The organism is Halomonas sp. 328 (assembly GCF_015645095.1).
Taxonomy (GTDB): Bacteria; Pseudomonadota; Gammaproteobacteria; order Pseudomonadales; family Halomonadaceae; genus Bisbaumannia.
In genome coordinates this window covers 38,763-56,121 of the sequence record NZ_JADOTW010000027.1, presented here as the reverse complement: position 1 = coordinate 56,121, position 17,359 = coordinate 38,763, and the positions used below count along the sequence as shown (strand labels likewise).

Here is a 17,359-nt window from a genome sequence, read left to right as displayed (position 1 = left end):
AGGGAGGGTACCGGCGCTGGCCCTCTTGCTTCTACCGCGTGGTCCAAAGTGCTGCGGTTATTCTATGAATCCAGGTCATTGAGTTCGAAGAGTTGCGCAGTCATGACATCTCTTTCGCGCAAGCTCTCTAACGAGGGGAAGGGGATGCCCGCTCGTATTGCTTGGCGATACATACGATGCAGTGCGGCCCGTGATAGCTCGGCACTGGCCTTCTGCTCGTCCGCCACCAGGCCGCCACCGATGTCTTCGCTGATTCCGGGACAGAGCTCTTCCCGCCACTGGGGGTTCCGCCCGCCCAAGGGGCGACAGCGGCGATAGAAGCGCCGCTCATGGGCGGCGATCAGATGCAGGGCACGCTGGCAGTCCGGATGAAGGGGGCCGCCATCGTCGAGCACCGGTGTCAGTGGGTGAAACCAGTCCAACGGACCCATTTCGGGATGGGTGCGATCCACGCAGTCGAACAGGCCGGCGAACACCAGTCGAACCTCGGCATCTTCAAAGCGATAGCCGTTCCCTTCCTGCTCGCAGACCTCATCGAGCAGCTCGCGCACGAAGGCCTTGGCCATGGCGGCGCCGAAATCGAAGCCGAAGACGGACACCCGGATCTGGGTCAGGGGAAGCGAACTGTTCTGCTTCACGTCTTGCACGCTTTGTCGAAAATCGCGAATGGCACTCGACTGGCGCGTATGGGAGCCGCTCATCAACAGGTTGGCGGCGAGGGAATTGTCCCGAATGGGGGCCAAGGCCTCGGCCCCGGTGCGTACTGCCGAGTCCCGCGCCTGCTTGACCCAGTTCCAGGGGCGCGTGAGCGAGCCCTTGAAGGTGCGACCGAAGACTTCCCACCAGCGCCCCTGGCGACCGCCGGAAGCCGCCTCCCCCGCTGCTTCGAGGGCGCCGTCGCGCAACCGGGCATCGCGGGTGGTCTCCGCCTCGCCGGGAGCGCGGTGGGCCATCCCTGCCAGGTTCTCGGAGAGGCTGGCTTCGAAGGGGGTGCCTAGGCCAGAGTAGTAGCGCTTGCTAACCTTTCGGGTACGGCTAGCTGTTTCCAGGGGATAGGCTTCAAACAACTTTCCAATATTGCTGACCCTGTCCTCTAGCAGGTCATTCTCCAAGTTCCGTCCCATGCCATCAAAGAAAAACCCGATCTCTAATACCTGATGGCAGTTGGCTCCCAGGCGGGGCGCAGAAGCATCACTGACTCTAGAGTTAAATGCCGCGACACCCTCCATCGTGCAAGAATCAATCATTTATTGATCTCCGGCTGTACTGACTAAGCTTTGGAGACCGGATGTTTTCGCTCCAAACGAGGTCGACCTGGCCGCCTGGAAGAAAGTGGACATGTAGGTACTGATCCCCTCTGTTATGTTCTGGCATGGATAGCGTAACACTATGTCGCTCTGACTCCATTCCCGCCCGCTCTTGCTCGCCGGTCATGCTAAGAATCCAGGTAACCTCTACAATGTCACCATTGAAAGACCAACAACAGGTGGTTCCTCCCCAGGAGTGGGCCGTTATATTTCCGCCATAGTTTCCATCGACCCAAAATCGGAAAATCGGTCGATCAGTATGATTGTAACCGGCGATGCTGCCACTCACGGAAGGGGAGAAGACACTCTGCCAGCTCACGATAGCTATAATGCCGGCCGCCATAACGACCTGAAGCCAGACAGGAATCAGACGGAAAAAACGGTTGATGGCCAAACGTACTAGCATTGCCCTTATCCTTGCTGGTTTCGAGTGGTATGACTACGGCCAATAAATCGCTCGGCAAGCGGTGACCGCAGGGTTGGGCTCCAGGCCATCTCTACCCGGTTCCCGGGAAGAAAGTGAACGTGTAGGTATTGATCCCCTCGGCTATATTCAGGCATGGGTAGCGTAATACTGTGTCGCTCTGACTCCATCCCCGATCGCTCTTGCTCTCCGGTCATGCTAAGGATCCAGGTGACCTCTACGGTGTCACCCTTGAAAGACCAGCAGCAGGTTACCCCTCCCCTGGTATAGGGCCCTCCAGAGTATGCTGACAGGTTCCCCCCCCAGTTGTCGTTAACCCAGAAGCTATAGATCGGACGGTCTATGTGCGTATGGCCGGTTAACGACCCTCTAACAGGCATACGGAAGTAAGACTGCCAAACCACGGCAATGATAACGCCTATCACTAGACATACCTGAAGCCAGACAGGAATCAGACGGAAAAAACGACTTATTGCCCAGTTGGCCAGCATCAGATTGGCTCCCCATAGGCGTTGTCGAGCAGGTCGAGCAGGGGCGTTTCGCCATTGGCGGCGTGCTCCAGCCAAGAGCGCATCTCGTCCGATTGCCAGGCGGCCTCCCCCTGGCTGAGTTGCAGATAAGCATACACTCGGCGATCTGAAATACGTGTCAATCCATACGAGTCGGCTTGTTCCAGCGCTAGTCTGACCAGGCGGGGGCGATCGCAAGAGCAGATGTCGCCGAACAACTCGGGGACAATATCGACCAGCTCGGCCGTCAGCCCCATGACCTCTGTATCACCATGCAGTGCCATCCATAGCTCATCGCCGACTCTCAACTCCCAGGGTCCCGAGGGGGCCTGGCGTGAGAAGCCTTCCAGTGCCACCCACTCTTTTCCCCCAGATCGATACCACCAGCGCTGAATATTGCCGAACAAAGCGTCATGACATGCTTGTGGAGCATCGGCATGTAGCCGCTCGATGACCTCCGGTAAATAGAAGCGCAATAGAGAGCGCCTGCCCATAGAGTTTTCGATGACCATGGCCGGGGCCAGCTGAGACGCGAGCTGTTCTCCTGGGAGCTCGCTTTCGATCCAGGCATGAAGCGCACAGTCAATCGACTCGAGGTTTCGCCAGGCGTCACCACGGGTGTCGTTGACTTCCAACAGCCATGGGCCTTCACGCTGTAAATGCGGTTGGGACGGGTCATCGAGCAATGGCCAATAGTGATCGTCCGCTTGGAATGCCGCGAAGAGCTCCGTGCGTGCATATGCCGGCAGCGAGGCCAGCTCCACCAAGGCATAACGCTTCACCTGGTAGAGAGGTGTTGTTGTCTGCCATGCACCGGGAGTCCAATCATTGTTCATGCGTTGTCCTCCGCAATGGCATATTGCCCTTCCTCAACGGCTTTTTTCCAGCACGCCTCGCACACTTCCGGAACCTTGAGTCGGGTCGTCAGCAGTGCATCCTGTGCAATACCTGCTACCCGCGTATGTGTCTCGGTTACTGCATGCCCCGGCAGCAGCGGAGCCTCGGCGGCCTGGCCGGAGCCCGAGCCGGGGCTGCCGCCGGCATTGATCTTGACGCTCGGGCCGGCCAGGGTCACGCCGCCGCCGTCGAGCTTGAGGAAGCTGCCGCCGGCGTTCAGGGTCAGCTCGCTGCCGGCCTCCAGCACCACCTTGTGGCCGGCCTTGATATGCAGCTCGCGGCCACACTCGCTGAGCCAGGCCTGGCCGGCCCGGACGTGCAGGCTGCCCTGGACGATCAGGTGCTGGTTGCCGTCGCTCTGCTCATGGCGGTTGCCGTGGACGCGGTGGTGGTCGTCGTTGTCGATTTCGGCGAGTCGGTCGTTCGCGACCCGCAGGAAGCTGTCGTGGCCGATCGCCTCGGTGCGGTCGTTATTGGTCAGCAGTTCCAGGTCCTTCTGGGCGTGCAGCCAGATTTGCTCCTGGTCGGCCTGGTCCTCGAAGCGCAGCTCGTTGAAGCCCTCGCCCTGGTGGCTCTGGGTGCGCAGCACGGTGCGGGTCTTGTGCTCGGGCAGCGCATAGGGCGGGGTGTTGACCGCGTGGTAGGTGCGCCCGGTGATAAGCGGCTGGTCCGGGTCGCCCTCCAGGAAGCTGACGATCACCTCGTGGCCGATGCGCGGGATGGCCATGGCGCCGTAGCCGCCGCCGGCCCAGCCCTGGCTGACCCGCAGCCAGGCGCTGGCCCCTCTTTCAGCGGCTGCGCCGCCAGCCCCGGCGGTATCCGGGGCCGCATAGCGGTCCCAGGGAAACTGCACCTTGACCCGGCCGTGTTCGTCGCAGTGGATCTCCTCGCCCTCGGGGCCGACCACGAAGGCCACCTGGGGGCCGTCGACCCGGGGCCGGATGGGCGGTTCGGGACGCCAGGCGCGATCGGCGGGGGCCAGCACCAGGTCGTTCGCATAGCGGGTCAGGCCGTCGGCCTGGGCGGCCTCCTCCTCCAGGGCCTGGGGCTGGCTGCCGCTGTGAACCGCCGCCACCACCTGCCAGTCGCGGTTGGTCTCCTCGAGGTCGTGGCCCTCGAGGGTGAAACGGGTGCCGGGGGCCAGCTCCGGCAGGTCGCTCTCGGCCTCGGCGGTCAGCGCCTGGCGGCGCAGGGCCTCGAGGCGGATGCGGGTAAAGGCCGTGCCGGAGGCGTCGGCCTTGTAGCGGCCCGGGTAGTCGTAGTGCTCGTACCCTCGATCAACGACGCCACGTTGCGCATGCGCATCGAGCCCGTCGGCGGCATGCTCATGCAGCTGCGAATAGGCCGGCTGCTTGAAGGAGTAGTCCTTGAGCACGGCGCTGGCCGGGGCCACCCGCGCGACCTGCTTAAGCCTGCGCAGATGGCGCCGCGGCGGGGTGCCGCCGGCGCGGCCATGGTAGGGACGCGGCCCCAGGCCGCCCAGCACCTGGGGATCGTCGGCAAACACCAGGCGATGGGTGCCGCCCTCGGCGTCTTCAAACTCGTGGAAGAAGCACAACCCCTCCTCGGCGGCCAGGCGCTGGATAAAGGCCAGGTCGCTCTCGCGGTACTGCACGCAGTACTCGCGCTCCTCGGGCTCGCGGGTCACGGCGAAGGCCACGTCGGTGAGGCCGCGCTCCTCGCACAGGGTGTTGATGATGGTCAGCGGCGAGACCCGCTGGAAGATCCGCGCGTTGTGGCGCAGGCCGAGGCGCCACAGCGCCGGGCGGACCTCGAGGTGGTAGAGGGTGCGGCGGTGGCCGCGATCGCCGCGGGCGAACTCGCTGACCAGGCCATGGACGCGGCGCAGCGGCTCGCCGTCCTGCCAGACGGTGAGGCTGGCCTCGCGGTCGAGGAAGGCCTCGGCACTCAGCTCGCCGTCGCGGCTGGCGACCTGCAGCGTCAGGCGGAAGGGCGCCGAGAGGGCCTCGTCGAGGGTGAAGTCGAGCACCGCCAGGTCGAGGTCATCGGCACCGGCGAGGGTCAGGGTGAAGTGCAGTCCGCTTGCGTGGGCCATACGGCGTCTTCCCTCCTGGAAGTCGAGTGACAGAGCTTAACGCCTCGACGCGGCGAGGCAAGGGCGCCGTGAAACGCCGACCGGCTGACGCCAGGGCGCGTCACCCCGCCCTGGCGTCAGCCGGCTCGCGATGATGGCCGCCCGCAGGCGGCCATCCTGGGGCTTACGCCTCCAGCGGCGCGCGCCAGTCGTCGGACCCGGAGGTACCGGCCACGGTGTGCTCCCAGTCGATCTTGCGATAGGCCAGGGAGACGTCCATCAGCTGGGTGAACTCGGACTGGGTCGAGTCCTGGGCATGCGGCATACGCAGGTTGATGTCGACGATGGTGGCGTCGGTCAGGGAGGTGGTGAAGAAGTGCTCCTGACGGCCCTCCACGGAGGTGCGGTACCACTTCAGCTCGACGGTCGGCAGCATCTCGCCGGAGGCCAGGGCGTTGTACATCAGCGGCACGGCCTTGTTCAGCGCCACGGTGAAGATGAACGGCTTGTGGGCGCGCTGGCCGGCGGGCTGGCCGGACTGCGGGTCGGTGGGCACGGTGACGATGTGCTTGAACTCCTGCACCAGCATCTCGTCTTCGTGGCCTTCCACGTAGATGTTGCCCACGGAATCCGGGGTGAAGGCGCCGGCGGTGATATGGCCCTGGGTCTGACCGTGGATGCTGATATAGCAAGGTGTCGGCATGAGTCTGCTCCTTGACGGTATGAGAAAATGTCCTGAGGACACCCTTTATAGCGCAGGAGCCATGCCAGAAACCACAAAGTCATTGATAATCAATGTGCTATAAAAATCATCGCGGTAAAAGCATCCCGATCGGGCAAGAAGTGGCCCGGTGATTTGTTGCCACAGGGTTGTCATTGGTTACGGGAGTTACATCCACCACCGGCGTAGCGCAGGGGCGGCGCCTTGTCCCGAAAACGGACACCTCTGTACACTGCTCGCTCTTTCCCGAGCGAGAGCGCCGCCATGCCCACCACCGATCGCGCCACCGATACGCCCGCCAAGGGCTCCCGGGACGCCTGGCTCGAGGCGGCTTTCGAGTTGCTGCTGGAATCCGGCGTGGACAGCGTGCGCATCCTGCCCCTGGCCAAGCGACTCAGGCTCTCGCGGACCAGCTTCTACTGGTTCTTCAAGGATCGCGAGGCGCTGCTGGAGGCGCTGATCGAGCGCTGGCGGGAGAAGAACACCCGGGGCCTGGTGCGCCAGAGCGAGGCCTACGCCGAGAGCATCGTCGAGGCGATGCTGAATGTCTTCGACTGCTGGCTGAATCCGCGGCTCTTCGACGCCCAACTGGAGTTCGCCATGCGCAGCTGGGCGCTGCAGTCCGAGGCCGTGGCCCGGGAGATCGACGCCGCCGACGAGGCGCGCATCGAGGCGCTGACGCGGATGTTCGTCGCCCACGGCTATGACGGCCTGGCGGCCAATGTGCGCGGGCGCACCATCTACCTGACCCAGATCGGCTATATCTCCATGAAGACCCGGGAGTCGCTGGCGGTGCGCATGGCACGCATCCCTGCTTATGTGGAGATCTTCACCGGCCAGCCCCCCACGGAACGGGAGCTGAAACGCTTCCATGCCCGGCATGGGCATACGCCACCACCGAACGCCGACCTGGGCACTTCCTGACCCCGCTCCCAGGCATCCCCCCTACGACATCCGCATACAGGATTGCGCCGGCCTAAGCGCCGGGCGGCGATCGGGCCTGGCCCTGTCTCGCCGATGAATGTACACCTATGAACACAAAGACAACGATGCTGTACATCCAGGCCACCCCACCCCCGAGAACAACGAGACACCCCCGAGGCCCACCCATGGCGAACGACCCGCTGCTGCAGCCCTTTCGGCTCAAGCACCTGACCCTGAAGAACCGCCTGATGATGACCGCCCACGAGCCCGCCTACCCGGAAGACGGCATGCCCAAGGCGCGCTACCGCGAGTATCACGTCGAGCGCGCCCGGGCCGGCATCGGCCTGACCATGACCGCGGGCTCGGCGGCGGTGGCCCGGGACAGCCCGCCGGTGTTCAACAACATCCTCGCCTACCAGGACGAGGTGGTGCCCTGGCTGCGCGAGCTCGCCGACGCCTGCCACGAGCACGGCACCGCGGTGATGATCCAGCTGACCCACCTGGGCCGACGCACCCGTTGGGACAAGGGCGACTGGCTGCCGGCGGTGTCGGCCTCCCACCGCCGCGAGGCGGCCCACCGCGCCTTTCCCAAGCGGGTCGAAACCTGGGACATCGAACGCCTGATCCAGGACTACGCCGACGCCGCCGAGCGCATGCAGGCCGCCGGCCTCGACGGCATCGAGCTGCAGGCCTACGGCCACCTGCTGGATCAGTTCTGGTCGCCACTGACCAATACCCTCGACGCCCCTTACGGGGGCGATCTCGATAACCGGCTGCGCTTCACCTTCGAGGTGCTCAGCGCCATTCGCCAACGGGTCGGCGACGACTTTATCGTCGGCGTGCGCTACACCGGCGACGAGCGGCTGGAGGGCGGGCTGACCGCCGAGGAGGGATTCGAGATCTCCCACCGCCTGAAGGCCAGCGGCCAGGTCGATTTCCTCAATGTGGTGCGCGGGCATATCGACACCGACCCGGGGCTCACCGACGTCATCCCCATCCAGGGCATGCCCAGCGCCCCACACCTGGACTTCGCCGGGGAGATCAAGCGCCGGGTCGATTTCCCCACCTTCCACGGCGCCAAGATCCAGGACGTGGCCACCGCCCGCCATGCCATCGCCTCGGGCAAGGTGGACGTGGTCGGCATGACCCGCGCCCATATGGCCGACCCGCATATCGTGCGCAAGATCATCGAAGGGCGTGAGGAAGAGATCCGCCCCTGCGTCGGCGCCAACTACTGCCTGGACCGCATCTACCAGGGCGGCGCCGCCTACTGTATCCACAACGCCGCCACCGGGCGGGAAACCCATATGCCCCACACCCTCCCCAAGGCAACGCAACGGCGAAAGGTGGTGATTATCGGCGCCGGGCCCGCGGGCCTGGAGGCGGCCCGGGTGGCCGCCGAGCGGGGCCATCGGGTGCTGGTGCTGGAGGCTGCCAGCGATGCCGGCGGCCAGGTGCGCCTCACCGCCCAGAGCGAGCGGCGCCGCGAGATGCTGGGCATCATCGACTGGCGCCTGGCCCAGTGCGAGGCGCTGGGCGTCGAGATCCGCTACAACGTCTGGGCCGAGGCGGAGGACGTACTGGCAGAAAACCCGGAGGTGGTGATCGTGGCCACCGGCGGTTTCCCCGCGGAGGACCAGCCGGCGCAGGGCCGCGACCTGGTGGTCACCAGCTGGGACATCCTCTCCGGCCATGTGGCGCCGGGAAGCCGGGTGCTGCTGTTCGACGAGGCCGGCGACCATGCCGCGCTCCAGGCCGCCGAGATCATCGCCGCCAGCGGCGCCAAGCTCGAGATCATGACTCCGGATCGCACCTTCTCGGCGGAGATCATGGCCATGAACCTGGTGCCCTATATGCGCGCCCTGCAACGCCCCAACGTCACCTTTACGCCCACCTACCGGCTCGAGTCCGTGACCCGGGACGGCGGCGAGCTGCTGGCGACGATCGGCAGCGACTACCTGGACCTGGATCAGCAGCGACGCCTCGACCAGGTGGTGGTCAACTACGGCATCACGCCCATGGAGGAACTCTACTTCGCACTCAAGCCGCACTCGTGCAACGGCGGCGAGGTGGACTACGACGCCCTGATCGCCGGTCGTCCTCAGGCGGTGGTGCGCAACGAGGCAGGCAGCTTCCAGCTGTTTCGCATCGGCGACGCCGTGGAACCCCGCAATACCCACGCGGCTATCTACGACGCCCTGCGGCTTCTCAAGGAGGTGTAAGACTCGGGGCCCCAAACCAACCGCGGGGCGCCCACTCAGGGCACCCCGCGGTTGCGGTTCAGGCGATGAACAGGCCTTAGCCGGCGGCGGCGCGGGCCTCGGCGAGCCAGGCGTCGAACTGTTCACGATGCGCCTCTATCCACTCGGCGGCGTGGCGCCGAATGTCTTCGGAACTATCCTCGCCTTCCTGCATGCGCAGGTTCTGGGCGCTCTCGTCCTCGGTGGTGAGCTGCACCCGGGCGAGAAACTCGCGGGCGGCGGGGTTCTGCTCGGCGAAGTCGCGATTGAGCAGCGACTGGATGGCATCCACCGCGAAGCCCAGGTTCTGACCATTGAAGTGGGTATTCACGTCGTTGTTGCCATCCGGCAGCGAGGTGTGCGGCACCTCCAGCCAGACCACGTCTTCGCCCGGCACCAGCACCCCGGAGATCCACTGCGGCACCCAGGTGTAGTAGAGGATCGGCGCGCCCTGCTCGTGGCGAGCGATGGTGTCGGCCATCAGCGAGAAGTAGGGGCCGCGGTGATGGGTGACGGTATTCGTCAGGCCGTAGGAGAGCAGGTGGTAGTCGATCACCTGCTCGCAGCCCCAGCCGGGGTTGCAGCCGGTGAGGTCGGCCCGGCCATCGCCATTGGCATCGAAGAGCGCGGCGACCTCGGGGTCGCGCAGGTCCTCCAGGGAGGTGATGCCATGCGCCTCGGCGGTGGCGCGATCGATCAGGTAGCCCTGGAGCACCCCGGGGATGATCTCGCCGGCCTTGACCAGCGCCTCGTCGCCGCCGACCTGCTGGTAGAAGTCGTCGTGCAGCTTGTCCCAGGCATGGACGGTGAAGTCCCCCTCGCCATAGGCCAGGCCCAGGAGGATGCCGGCATACTCGGTTTCCCGGGGCGCCTCCACCGCATAGCCCAGCGCCTCCAGGCCCATGATGGCGATCTGGCCGCGGAAGTGCTCCTCGGCCACCGACGGGAAGATGGGCGTGACGCTCACGCCCTCCCCCGGCCGCGCCTCGGCCAGGGCAGGCAGCGGCGTCAGGGCGGCGGTGGCCAGCGCCAGGGCGGTCAACATCGGTTTCCTGCGAATCAATCTCATGACTTACCTCTTGTTGTGGTTATTACGGTCTTGCGATCCGGTGCCGGGTCCGGGAGACCCGGGGTTCGGCGCCGGGGTGAAAAGCCAAGACAGGCAACCGGGACGTCCGCCCCGCTTGGCTTCTCGGTCGGGTGCGATGCAAAAAGCCCCATGTCGTTGAGACGGCATGGGGCGCTTTCGACTATCGTGGTAGGGGGCCTTCCGGGATCATCGGGGGCGATCAGTAATCGACCACCACATCGCCCAGTGGCTTGCTGCAGCAGGAGAGGATATAGCCCTCGGCCACGTCCTCGTCGGTGATGCCGCCGTTGTGCTCCATCTCCACCTGACCGGCGGTGAGGGGCACCCGGCAGGTGCCGCAGATCCCCATGCCGCAGGCCTTGGGAATATGCAGCCCCAGCTTGGCGGCGGCGGTGTGCACGGTCTCGCCGGGCTGGATGCGCACGCTCTTGCCGGTGGTGGAGAACTCCACGCTGAGCATATCGGCGACATCCAGTTCCTCGGCTTCCACCTCGGCCTGCTCGGCATGCTCGATCGCCTCCTCCTGCACATCGGCCGGGGTCTCCCCGAAGGACTCCTCATGGTAGTGGGCCATGTCGAAGCCGTTGTTCTTGAGCAGGTTCTTGACGGCGTTCATATAGGGAGTGGGGCCACAGCAGAAGATCTCCCGCTCCATGAAGTCGGGGGCCATCAGCTCCAGCATGGCCTGGCTCAGGTAGCCGCGGAAGCCGGCCCAGGCCTCGCCCAGCTCGTCGCTGCGTTCGCAGACGATATGCAGCTTGAACTCGGGAATCCGCGAGAAGATATGCTCCAGCTCGCGGTGGAAGATCACGTCCTTGGGCGAGCGGGCGCTGTGCACGAACTCGATGTCCACCAGGGAGTTGGTATCGAAGAACCAGCGCGCCATGGACATCAGCGGGGTCACGCCGACGCCGCCGGAGAGCATCAGGATCTTCTCCGCCGGGTAGTCGATGCAGTTGAAGTTACCCACCGGGCCATGCACCGCCAGCTCGTCATTGACGCGCAGGTTGTCGTGCAGCCAGTTGGAGACCCGGCCCCCGGGCATCCGCTTGACGGTGATGGAGAAGCTGTAGGGCACCGAAGGGGAGCTGGAGATGGTGTAGGAGCGCATCACCTGCTCGCCGTCGATCTCCAGCTCCAGGGTCACGAACTGCCCCGGCTTGAAGAAGAACATCACCGGCTGCTCGGCCATGAAGCAGAAGGTACGCACGTCCCAGGTCTCCTGGATCACCTTGACGCAGCGCACCAGGTGGCGGCCATTGGTCCAGGTCTGGGTGGTGACGGGGTTGAGGAAGTTCATTGTCATTATCGGTTCGCCTGGGCTGCACCATGGGGGCTGTCTCCGACCGCGGTGCCACCGCTTGTCGTTGAGCGAATTTTGCGCCAAGGGATAGCGTCGTCACATGCCTGTTCGCGACACGGGCATATCCCTGGCATCCAGGCCCCGAGGGCGATATTTCGCCGGGCGTCGCCGGCGCATCACCTTTTGTCGCCGGCAGATAACTGTCTTTCCCGACTCTGCCCCACACTCGCCGCAAATCAGGGTCACGCCGATGCAGCGCGACCCCCAGCCGCTGACGAAGCTCACAATCAACAATGACTCGGCCTGACCCGCCGCCCGTAATGAGGAAGTGCCCCATGGAATCCAAGCCCCTCGCTCGTCTGGACGATCCGCTGGCCCCCGCCCGGGAAGCCACCGCGGAGATGCTGCGCAGCCGTCAGCGGAATTTCTCCCTGCCCCAGCCCTTCTACAATGACGAGCGTGTCTTCGCCCTGGACATGCAGGAGATCTTCGGCAAGGAGTGGCTCTTCGCCGGCATGACCAGCGAGATTCCCACCAAGGGCAACTTCATGACCGTGGAGATCGGCGACAACCCGGTGATCCTGGTGCGCGGCAACGACGGTCAGGTGCATGGCTTCCACAACGTCTGCCGCCACCGCGGTTCGCGGCTGTGCGTCAAGGAGAAGGGCAAGGTCGCCAAGCTGGTCTGCCCCTACCACCAGTGGACCTATGAGCTGGACGGCCGCCTGCTGTTCGCCGGCTCCGACATGGGCGAGAACTTCGACCTCAACCAGTACGGCCTCAAGCCGGTGCAGGTGAAGACCGGGGGCGGCTTCATCTTCGTCAGCCTGGCCGACGAGCCGCCGGCCATCGATGACTTCCTGGCCACCCTGACGCACTACCTCGAACCCTATGACATGGAGAACACCAAGGTCGCGGTGGAGTCCTCCATCGTCGAGCAGGCCAACTGGAAGCTGGTGATCGAGAACAACCGGGAGTGCTACCACTGCAACGGCTCCCACCCGGAGCTGCTCAACTCCCTGCAGGAGTTCGACGACACCGACGACCCCCGTGCCACCCCCGCCTACAAGGCCCTGGTGGCCCAGAAGCAGTCCGACTGGGACGCCCTGCAGGTGCCCTGGCAGCTCAAGCGCTTCGGCAAGCGCAACCGCCTGACCCGCACCCCGCTGCTGGACGGCGCCGTCTCCATGACCATGGACGGCAAGCCCGCTTGCCAGAAGCTGATGGGACGCCTCCAGAGCGCCGACCTGGGCTCGCTGCGCATCCTCCACCTGCCCAACTCCTGGAACCACTTCATGGGCGACCATGCCATCGTCTTCCGGGTGCTGCCGCTGGGTCCCCAGCAGACCCTGGTGACCACCAAGTGGCTGGTGCACAAGGATGCCGTGGAGGGCGTCGACTACGACCCCGCCGAGATGCGCAAGGTGTGGGACGCCACCAACGACCAGGACCGTCGCCTGGCCGAGGAGAACCAGCGCGGTATCAACTCCCAGGCCTACCAGCCGGGTCCCTACTCCGAGACCTATGAGTTCGGCGTGATCGACTTCATCGACTGGTATGGCGAGCGCCTGCTGGAGAACCTGGGCCACACCGCCCCGGAACTCAAGGTGGTGCAGGGCTAAGCCCCTTCGTTCTGCCCCGTCGTCCCCCGCAGGCCCGCCATCGGCGGGCCTGCGGCGTTATGGCCGGCGGCTGGATTTTCCCCGGTGCCCATGGTGGGATAGGACGGCCCCTATCACGACGAGCCCCTATGCGCCTGCGCAATATCATTATCGCCACCGTCCTGACTCCCCTCTTCCTGGTGCTGCTGGTGGTCAGCCTGGTGGCCATCGTCTCCCTCGAGGACAACCTACGCACCAAGCTGCAGAGCGAGGTGCAGATCCTCAGCCAGGCCATCGGCACCTCCCTGGGCTATGCCCTGACCCAGGAGGCGCCCCGGGAGGCGGTGCAGGAGTCCCTGCATGCGGCCTTCTCCTTCCATCGCATCTACGGCGCCTATGTCTTCGACACCCGGGGCGACAAGGTCTATGGCCTGGGCCTCGGCGAGACCCTGTTCGCCCCCGAGGAGATCCGTGCCGTGGCCGAGAGCGGCGAGGAACTGGGGGAGTACCGCCAGCACGAGCGCTGGAGCTACTACTCGGCCCTGGTACCCCTGACCACGCCGGGGGGCGAGCCCCGCGGCGTGCTCCAGGTCAACCGCCTCAACACCGGGGTGGAGAACTACATCGGCTTCCTCAGCCTGGTGGCCCTGGGCGCCTTCCTGATCGCCGCCGTCGGCATCGTGGCGATGATCTGGTGGGGCTTCCGGCGCCATATCGAGCGCCCCCTGGAGCGTCTGCTGGCGGTAATGGAGCGGGTCGGGAGCGGCGAGCGCCAGCGTCGCGCCGAGGTCGAGGGCCCCGCCGAGTACCGCCGCCTGTCGCTGGCCCTCAACGAGATGCTCGATGCCCTGGCCGAGAAGGATGCCGATATCGAGGCACGGCGGCGCAAGGAGATCGCCCTGGAGCGGCGCCTGCGCAAGTCCAGGAAGCTCGCCGAGCTCGGCGTGCTGGCCGCCGGCGTCGCCCACGAGCTGGGGGCGCCGCTGTCGGTGATCGACGGCCAGGCCCAGCGCCTGGAGCGCCGTGCCACGGACGAAACCCAGCGTCGCCCGCTCGCCCGGATCCGCGGCGAGGTGGCACGGATCGTCACCATCGTGCGCCAATTGATGGAACTGGGGCGCCGCCATAACCTGGAGCTGGCCCCCTGCCGCCTGGACGACCTGGTGCGCGGCGCCCAGGCCCTGGTAGAGGGTGGCGAGGCCATCGAGGTGGACCTCCCCGAACCGCCGCCGACCCTGATGGGTGACGAGCAGCAGCTCACCCAGGTACTCACCAACCTGCTGCACAACGCCCGTCAGGCCAGCCCCGAGGGGCGGGTGCGCCTCTCGGCCCGGGTCGTCGATGGCGCCCTCTGCCTGCGGGTGGAGGACGACGGCCCCGGCATTCCCGAGGAGCACCAGGGGCGGGTCTTCGACCCCTTCTTCACCACCAAGCCGGTGGGCCAGGGCAGCGGCCTGGGGCTGGCCATGGCCCACCGCATCGTCAGCGACCACAGTGGTAGTATCGTCCTGGGCGACGCCGAGCTGGGCGGCGCCGCCTTCGACCTCACCCTGCCCCTGGATAGCGAGACCTGACCATGGATGACACCGGCCACCACCTGCTGATCGTCGAGGACGACCCCGCCCTGCAAGAACTGCTGGTGGAGGAACTGAGCGAGGCCGGCCACCGGGTGACCGCCTGCGACAGCGCCGAGGCCGCCATGGCCGCCCTCAGCCAGGCCCCGGCGGACCTGATCATCAGCGACGTGCGCCTGCCCGGCATCAGCGGCCTGGCCTGGCTGGAGCGGGTACGCGGCGAGGGCCTCGAGTGCGGCTTTATCGTCATCACCGCCTTCGGCACCATCGAGCAGGCGGTGGAGGCCCTCAAGCGGGGCGCCGACGACTTCCTGACCAAGCCCCTGGACCTGGCGGCGCTTCAGGAGGCGGTATTCCGGGTCCTGGAGCACCGCCGCCTGGCGGCCCGCGGCGAGGGCGAGGCGCCGGCGCACTTCCACGGCATCGTCGGCGCCAGCGACGCCATGCAGTCGCTCTTCCACGACGCGGCGCGGCTGGCCAACAGCGAGGCCCCCATCCTGCTGCTCGGCGAGAGTGGCACCGGCAAGGAGCTGCTGGCCCGGGCCATCCATGCCGAGTCGCCTCGGGCCGAGGGGCCCTTCGTGGCGGTGAACTGCGCCAGCGTGCCGGCGGAGCTGATGGAGAGCGAGTTCTTCGGCCACACCAAGGGCGCCTTCACCGGCGCCCACGAGGCCCGCAGCGGCCTCTTCCAGGCCGCCCAGGGAGGCAGCCTCTTCCTCGACGAGATCGGCGAGATGCCCATCGCCCTGCAGGCCAAGCTGCTGCGCGCCCTGCAGGAGAAGCGGGTGCGCCCGGTGGGCGGCGAGCGGGAGCTGCCGGTGGACGTGCGGATCATCGCCGCCACCCACCGTGACCTGGAGCAGGCGATCACCGACGGCGACTTCCGCAGCGACCTCTTCTACCGGCTGGAGACCTTCTCCCTGCGCCTGCCGCCGCTGCGCGAGCGTCACGGCGACCTCCAGCCGTTGATCACCGCGCTGATCGACAAGCACGCCGAGGCCCAGGGCAAGCGCATCCTCGGCGTCGAGCCCCAGGCCCTGGAGGCGCTGCTCGGCTACCCCTACCCGGGCAATGTGCGCGAGCTGGAGAACGCCATCATGCGCGCCGTGACCCTGGCCGAGGGGGAGCGCCTCAGCCACGGCGACCTGCCGGAGCGCCTGCGCCAGCACCGCCCCACCCCCGCCACCACCCTGCCCAGCGCCGAAGGCCAGGCCCCCTGGCCGCGCCTGGAAGACGTGGAGAAGCGCTATATCCACAAGGTGCTGGAGGCCACCGGCGGCAACAAGCGGCGCACCGCCGAGATCCTCGGCATCGCCCGCAAGACCCTCTATCGGCGGCTGGAGGAGTAGCCCTTAGGCTTTGCCTGAAAAGTCGGCGAGCGAAGGTCAGACAAGGCAAAAATCGGCGAAAAGACGGACCGGGCTCGCGTACGAGTTTACGGGGTGTAAATGAGTATTTTGATCGGACTCGCGCACGAGCCGATTTTTAACGCCGTATGGTCGAGCACAGCCAGTTTTCGGACATAGCCTAGAGAATCAGGTGGGGCAGAAAACAGGAACTGTCCTTGGTAATGGCTCCCACGTCTTCGCGCAGCCCCATGCCGCAGGCGCGATCCCCCACCACCCAGCTCCCCACCAGGGTATGCCGGGCCCCGAAACGCGGCAGCGGTGCCAGGGCCTGGAGGATCCGGGGACTGTCGGTATAGGGCCCGTCCACCCAATGGCGCTCCCCGGCCGCGGTCACCAGTTCGATATTGCTGCCCTCCCGGGAGAAGAACGGCTTGCGCACCCAGCCCGGGCCCAGGGCGCGACCGGGCGCCTCCTCGAAGAAGGCGGGCAACAGGTTGGGGTGGCCCTCGAAGTGCTCCCAGAGCAGCGGCAGGATCCCCTTGTTGGAGAGGATCATCTTCCAGGGGGGCTCGAACCAGCGGGTCCGCTTGTCGGGCAGATGGGCACCGAAGTCCTCGTGGACCATCTCCTCCCAGGGGTAGAGCTTGAAGATCGCCTCGATGGGCTCGTCGTCGAGGCCGACGAAGGCATCGCCACGATTGAGGCCGATCTCCTCCACATGCAGGAAGGGGACCTCGAAGCCGGCCTGCAGGGCGATATCCTGCAGGTAGCGCACCGTGGCCCGGTCCTCGACGCTGTCCTGGACGCTGGCGAAGTGCAGGGTCCCGCCGGGCAGGCGCTCACGCAGGTGCGCGAAGGCCATCAGCAGGCGCTCCTGAATGGCGTTGTACTGGTCGGCCTGGCGCGGGATCAGCCCCAGTTGCATGGCCTGTTCCAGCCACACCCACTGGAAGAAGGCCGCCTCGTAGAGGCTGGTGGGGGTGTCGTAGTTGAGCTCCAGCAGCTTGGCCGGCCCCCGTCCATCGTAGGAGAAGTCGAGGCGCCCGTAGAGCGATGGCTGGCCACCACGCCAGGAAGCGACCAGGGTCTCCCACATGAACTCGGGAATGGCCAGGCGCGCCAGCAGCGCCTCCGAGTCACAGACGCGATCCACCAGCTCCATGCACATCTCGTGGATCGCTTCGGTGGGGGCCTCGATCTCCTCCTCGACCTGCCGCAGGGTGAACTGATAGTAGGCCGATTCGACCCAGTAGGGTTCGCCCTCCAGGGTGTGGAAGTGAAAGCCCAGCTCCTCGGCCAGGGCCTTCCAGTGGGGTCGCTCGGGGACATCGAGACGCAGCATGACGGCTCCTGGGACAGGACAGCGGAAATGACCCGGCGCACCG

14 protein-coding genes are annotated in these 17,359 nt (G+C 66.0%); 5 read left to right on the top strand and 9 right to left on the bottom strand.

The window, feature by feature from the left end; all coding sequences use genetic code 11:
- Positions 1–62 precede the first annotated feature (62 nt).
- From IHD13_RS14130 to IHD13_RS14105, 6 genes are all read right to left on the bottom strand, one after another.
- The gene (locus IHD13_RS14130) at positions 63–1,247 is read right to left on the bottom strand and encodes a phospholipase effector Tle1 domain-containing protein (protein ID WP_195861681.1); all 1,185 of its coding nucleotides are present in this window, start codon (positions 1,245–1,247) and stop codon (positions 63–65) included.
- Positions 1,240–1,650 (bottom strand): DUF3304 domain-containing protein, encoded by a 411-nt coding sequence (locus IHD13_RS14125; protein ID WP_230086333.1) that lies wholly within the window; start codon positions 1,648–1,650, stop codon positions 1,240–1,242. Before IHD13_RS14125 ends, IHD13_RS14130 begins: the two co-directional genes overlap by 8 nt.
- 68 nt (positions 1,651–1,718) lie before the next feature.
- A complete protein-coding gene (locus tag IHD13_RS14120; protein WP_230086332.1) occupies positions 1,719–2,111 on the bottom strand; it encodes a DUF3304 domain-containing protein in 393 nt (130 codons plus the stop codon).
- A 110-nt stretch (positions 2,112–2,221) separates the two neighbouring features.
- On the bottom strand, positions 2,222–3,076 hold the full coding sequence (locus IHD13_RS14115; RefSeq protein WP_195861678.1) for a DUF4123 domain-containing protein: 855 nt from the start codon (positions 3,074–3,076) through the stop codon (positions 2,222–2,224).
- Positions 3,073–5,193: a type VI secretion system Vgr family protein gene (locus IHD13_RS14110; protein WP_195861677.1), complete on the bottom strand. Its 2,121-nt coding sequence runs from the start codon at positions 5,191–5,193 to the stop codon at positions 3,073–3,075. Before IHD13_RS14110 ends, IHD13_RS14115 begins: the two co-directional genes overlap by 4 nt.
- A gap of 163 nt (positions 5,194–5,356) precedes the next feature.
- Complete coding sequence (locus tag IHD13_RS14105; RefSeq protein ID WP_195861676.1) at positions 5,357–5,875, bottom strand: Hcp family type VI secretion system effector; 519 nt, start codon at positions 5,873–5,875, stop codon at positions 5,357–5,359.
- A 282-nt stretch (positions 5,876–6,157) separates the two neighbouring features.
- Between IHD13_RS14105 and IHD13_RS14100 the strand changes: the two genes are divergently transcribed.
- Both IHD13_RS14100 and IHD13_RS14095 read left to right on the top strand, forming a co-directional pair.
- Complete coding sequence (locus tag IHD13_RS14100) at positions 6,158–6,817, top strand: TetR/AcrR family transcriptional regulator (RefSeq protein ID WP_195861675.1); 660 nt, start codon at positions 6,158–6,160, stop codon at positions 6,815–6,817.
- Positions 6,818–7,002: 185 nt separating this feature from the next.
- Entirely contained in the window at positions 7,003–9,039 is a 2,037-nt protein-coding gene (locus IHD13_RS14095) for an NADH:flavin oxidoreductase (protein WP_195861674.1), read from the top strand.
- A 76-nt stretch (positions 9,040–9,115) separates the two neighbouring features.
- Here the strand turns inward: IHD13_RS14095 and proX are convergent, their stop codons facing one another.
- On the bottom strand, positions 9,116–10,102 hold the full coding sequence (proX, locus tag IHD13_RS14090) for a glycine betaine/L-proline ABC transporter substrate-binding protein ProX (protein ID WP_230086329.1): 987 nt from the start codon (positions 10,100–10,102) through the stop codon (positions 9,116–9,118).
- Between the two features lie 244 nt (positions 10,103–10,346).
- Positions 10,347–11,453, bottom strand: a complete 1,107-nt coding sequence (locus IHD13_RS14085; protein ID WP_195861672.1) for a hybrid-cluster NAD(P)-dependent oxidoreductase — start codon at positions 11,451–11,453, stop codon at positions 10,347–10,349.
- Positions 11,454–11,785: 332 nt separating this feature from the next.
- Between IHD13_RS14085 and IHD13_RS14080 the strand changes: the two genes are divergently transcribed.
- The 3 genes from IHD13_RS14080 to IHD13_RS14070 all read left to right on the top strand — a co-directional run bounded on the left by IHD13_RS14080 (position 11,786) and on the right by IHD13_RS14070 (position 15,974).
- Positions 11,786–13,072: an aromatic ring-hydroxylating oxygenase subunit alpha gene (locus tag IHD13_RS14080; protein ID WP_195861671.1), complete on the top strand. Its 1,287-nt coding sequence runs from the start codon at positions 11,786–11,788 to the stop codon at positions 13,070–13,072.
- A gap of 128 nt (positions 13,073–13,200) precedes the next feature.
- Positions 13,201–14,625, top strand: coding sequence for a sensor histidine kinase (locus tag IHD13_RS14075; RefSeq protein ID WP_195861670.1), 1,425 nt, complete (start codon positions 13,201–13,203; stop codon positions 14,623–14,625).
- Positions 14,626–14,627: 2 nt separating this feature from the next.
- Entirely contained in the window at positions 14,628–15,974 is a 1,347-nt protein-coding gene (locus IHD13_RS14070; RefSeq protein ID WP_195861669.1) for a sigma-54-dependent transcriptional regulator, read from the top strand.
- Positions 15,975–16,152: 178 nt separating this feature from the next.
- Here IHD13_RS14070 and IHD13_RS14065 read toward each other — a convergent pair whose 3' ends face one another.
- On the bottom strand, positions 16,153–17,316 hold the full coding sequence (locus tag IHD13_RS14065; RefSeq protein ID WP_195861668.1) for a glutathionylspermidine synthase family protein: 1,164 nt from the start codon (positions 17,314–17,316) through the stop codon (positions 16,153–16,155).
- Between the last annotated feature and the right edge of the window lie 43 nt (positions 17,317–17,359).

Excerpts from the sequence above, each read along its gene's own strand:
- IHD13_RS14130 (WP_195861681.1), bottom strand. The coding sequence starts at position 1,247 with ATGATTGATTCTTGCACGATGGAGGGTGTCGCGGCATTTAACTCTAGA.
- IHD13_RS14125 (WP_230086333.1), bottom strand. The coding sequence starts at position 1,650 with ATGGCGGCCGGCATTATAGCTATCGTGAGCTGGCAGAGTGTCTTCTCC.
- IHD13_RS14120 (WP_230086332.1), bottom strand. The coding sequence starts at position 2,111 with ATGCCTGTTAGAGGGTCGTTAACCGGCCATACGCACATAGACCGTCCG.
- IHD13_RS14115 (WP_195861678.1), bottom strand. The coding sequence starts at position 3,076 with ATGAACAATGATTGGACTCCCGGTGCATGGCAGACAACAACACCTCTC.
- IHD13_RS14110 (WP_195861677.1), bottom strand. The coding sequence starts at position 5,193 with ATGGCCCACGCAAGCGGACTGCACTTCACCCTGACCCTCGCCGGTGCC.
- IHD13_RS14105 (WP_195861676.1), bottom strand. The coding sequence starts at position 5,875 with ATGCCGACACCTTGCTATATCAGCATCCACGGTCAGACCCAGGGCCAT.
- IHD13_RS14100 (WP_195861675.1), top strand. The coding sequence starts at position 6,158 with ATGCCCACCACCGATCGCGCCACCGATACGCCCGCCAAGGGCTCCCGG.
- IHD13_RS14095 (WP_195861674.1), top strand. The coding sequence starts at position 7,003 with ATGGCGAACGACCCGCTGCTGCAGCCCTTTCGGCTCAAGCACCTGACC.
- proX (WP_230086329.1), bottom strand. The coding sequence starts at position 10,102 with ATGTTGACCGCCCTGGCGCTGGCCACCGCCGCCCTGACGCCGCTGCCT.
- IHD13_RS14085 (WP_195861672.1), bottom strand. The coding sequence starts at position 11,453 with ATGACAATGAACTTCCTCAACCCCGTCACCACCCAGACCTGGACCAAT.
- IHD13_RS14080 (WP_195861671.1), top strand. The coding sequence starts at position 11,786 with ATGGAATCCAAGCCCCTCGCTCGTCTGGACGATCCGCTGGCCCCCGCC.
- IHD13_RS14075 (WP_195861670.1), top strand. The coding sequence starts at position 13,201 with ATGCGCCTGCGCAATATCATTATCGCCACCGTCCTGACTCCCCTCTTC.
- IHD13_RS14070 (WP_195861669.1), top strand. The coding sequence starts at position 14,628 with ATGGATGACACCGGCCACCACCTGCTGATCGTCGAGGACGACCCCGCC.
- IHD13_RS14065 (WP_195861668.1), bottom strand. The coding sequence starts at position 17,316 with ATGCTGCGTCTCGATGTCCCCGAGCGACCCCACTGGAAGGCCCTGGCC.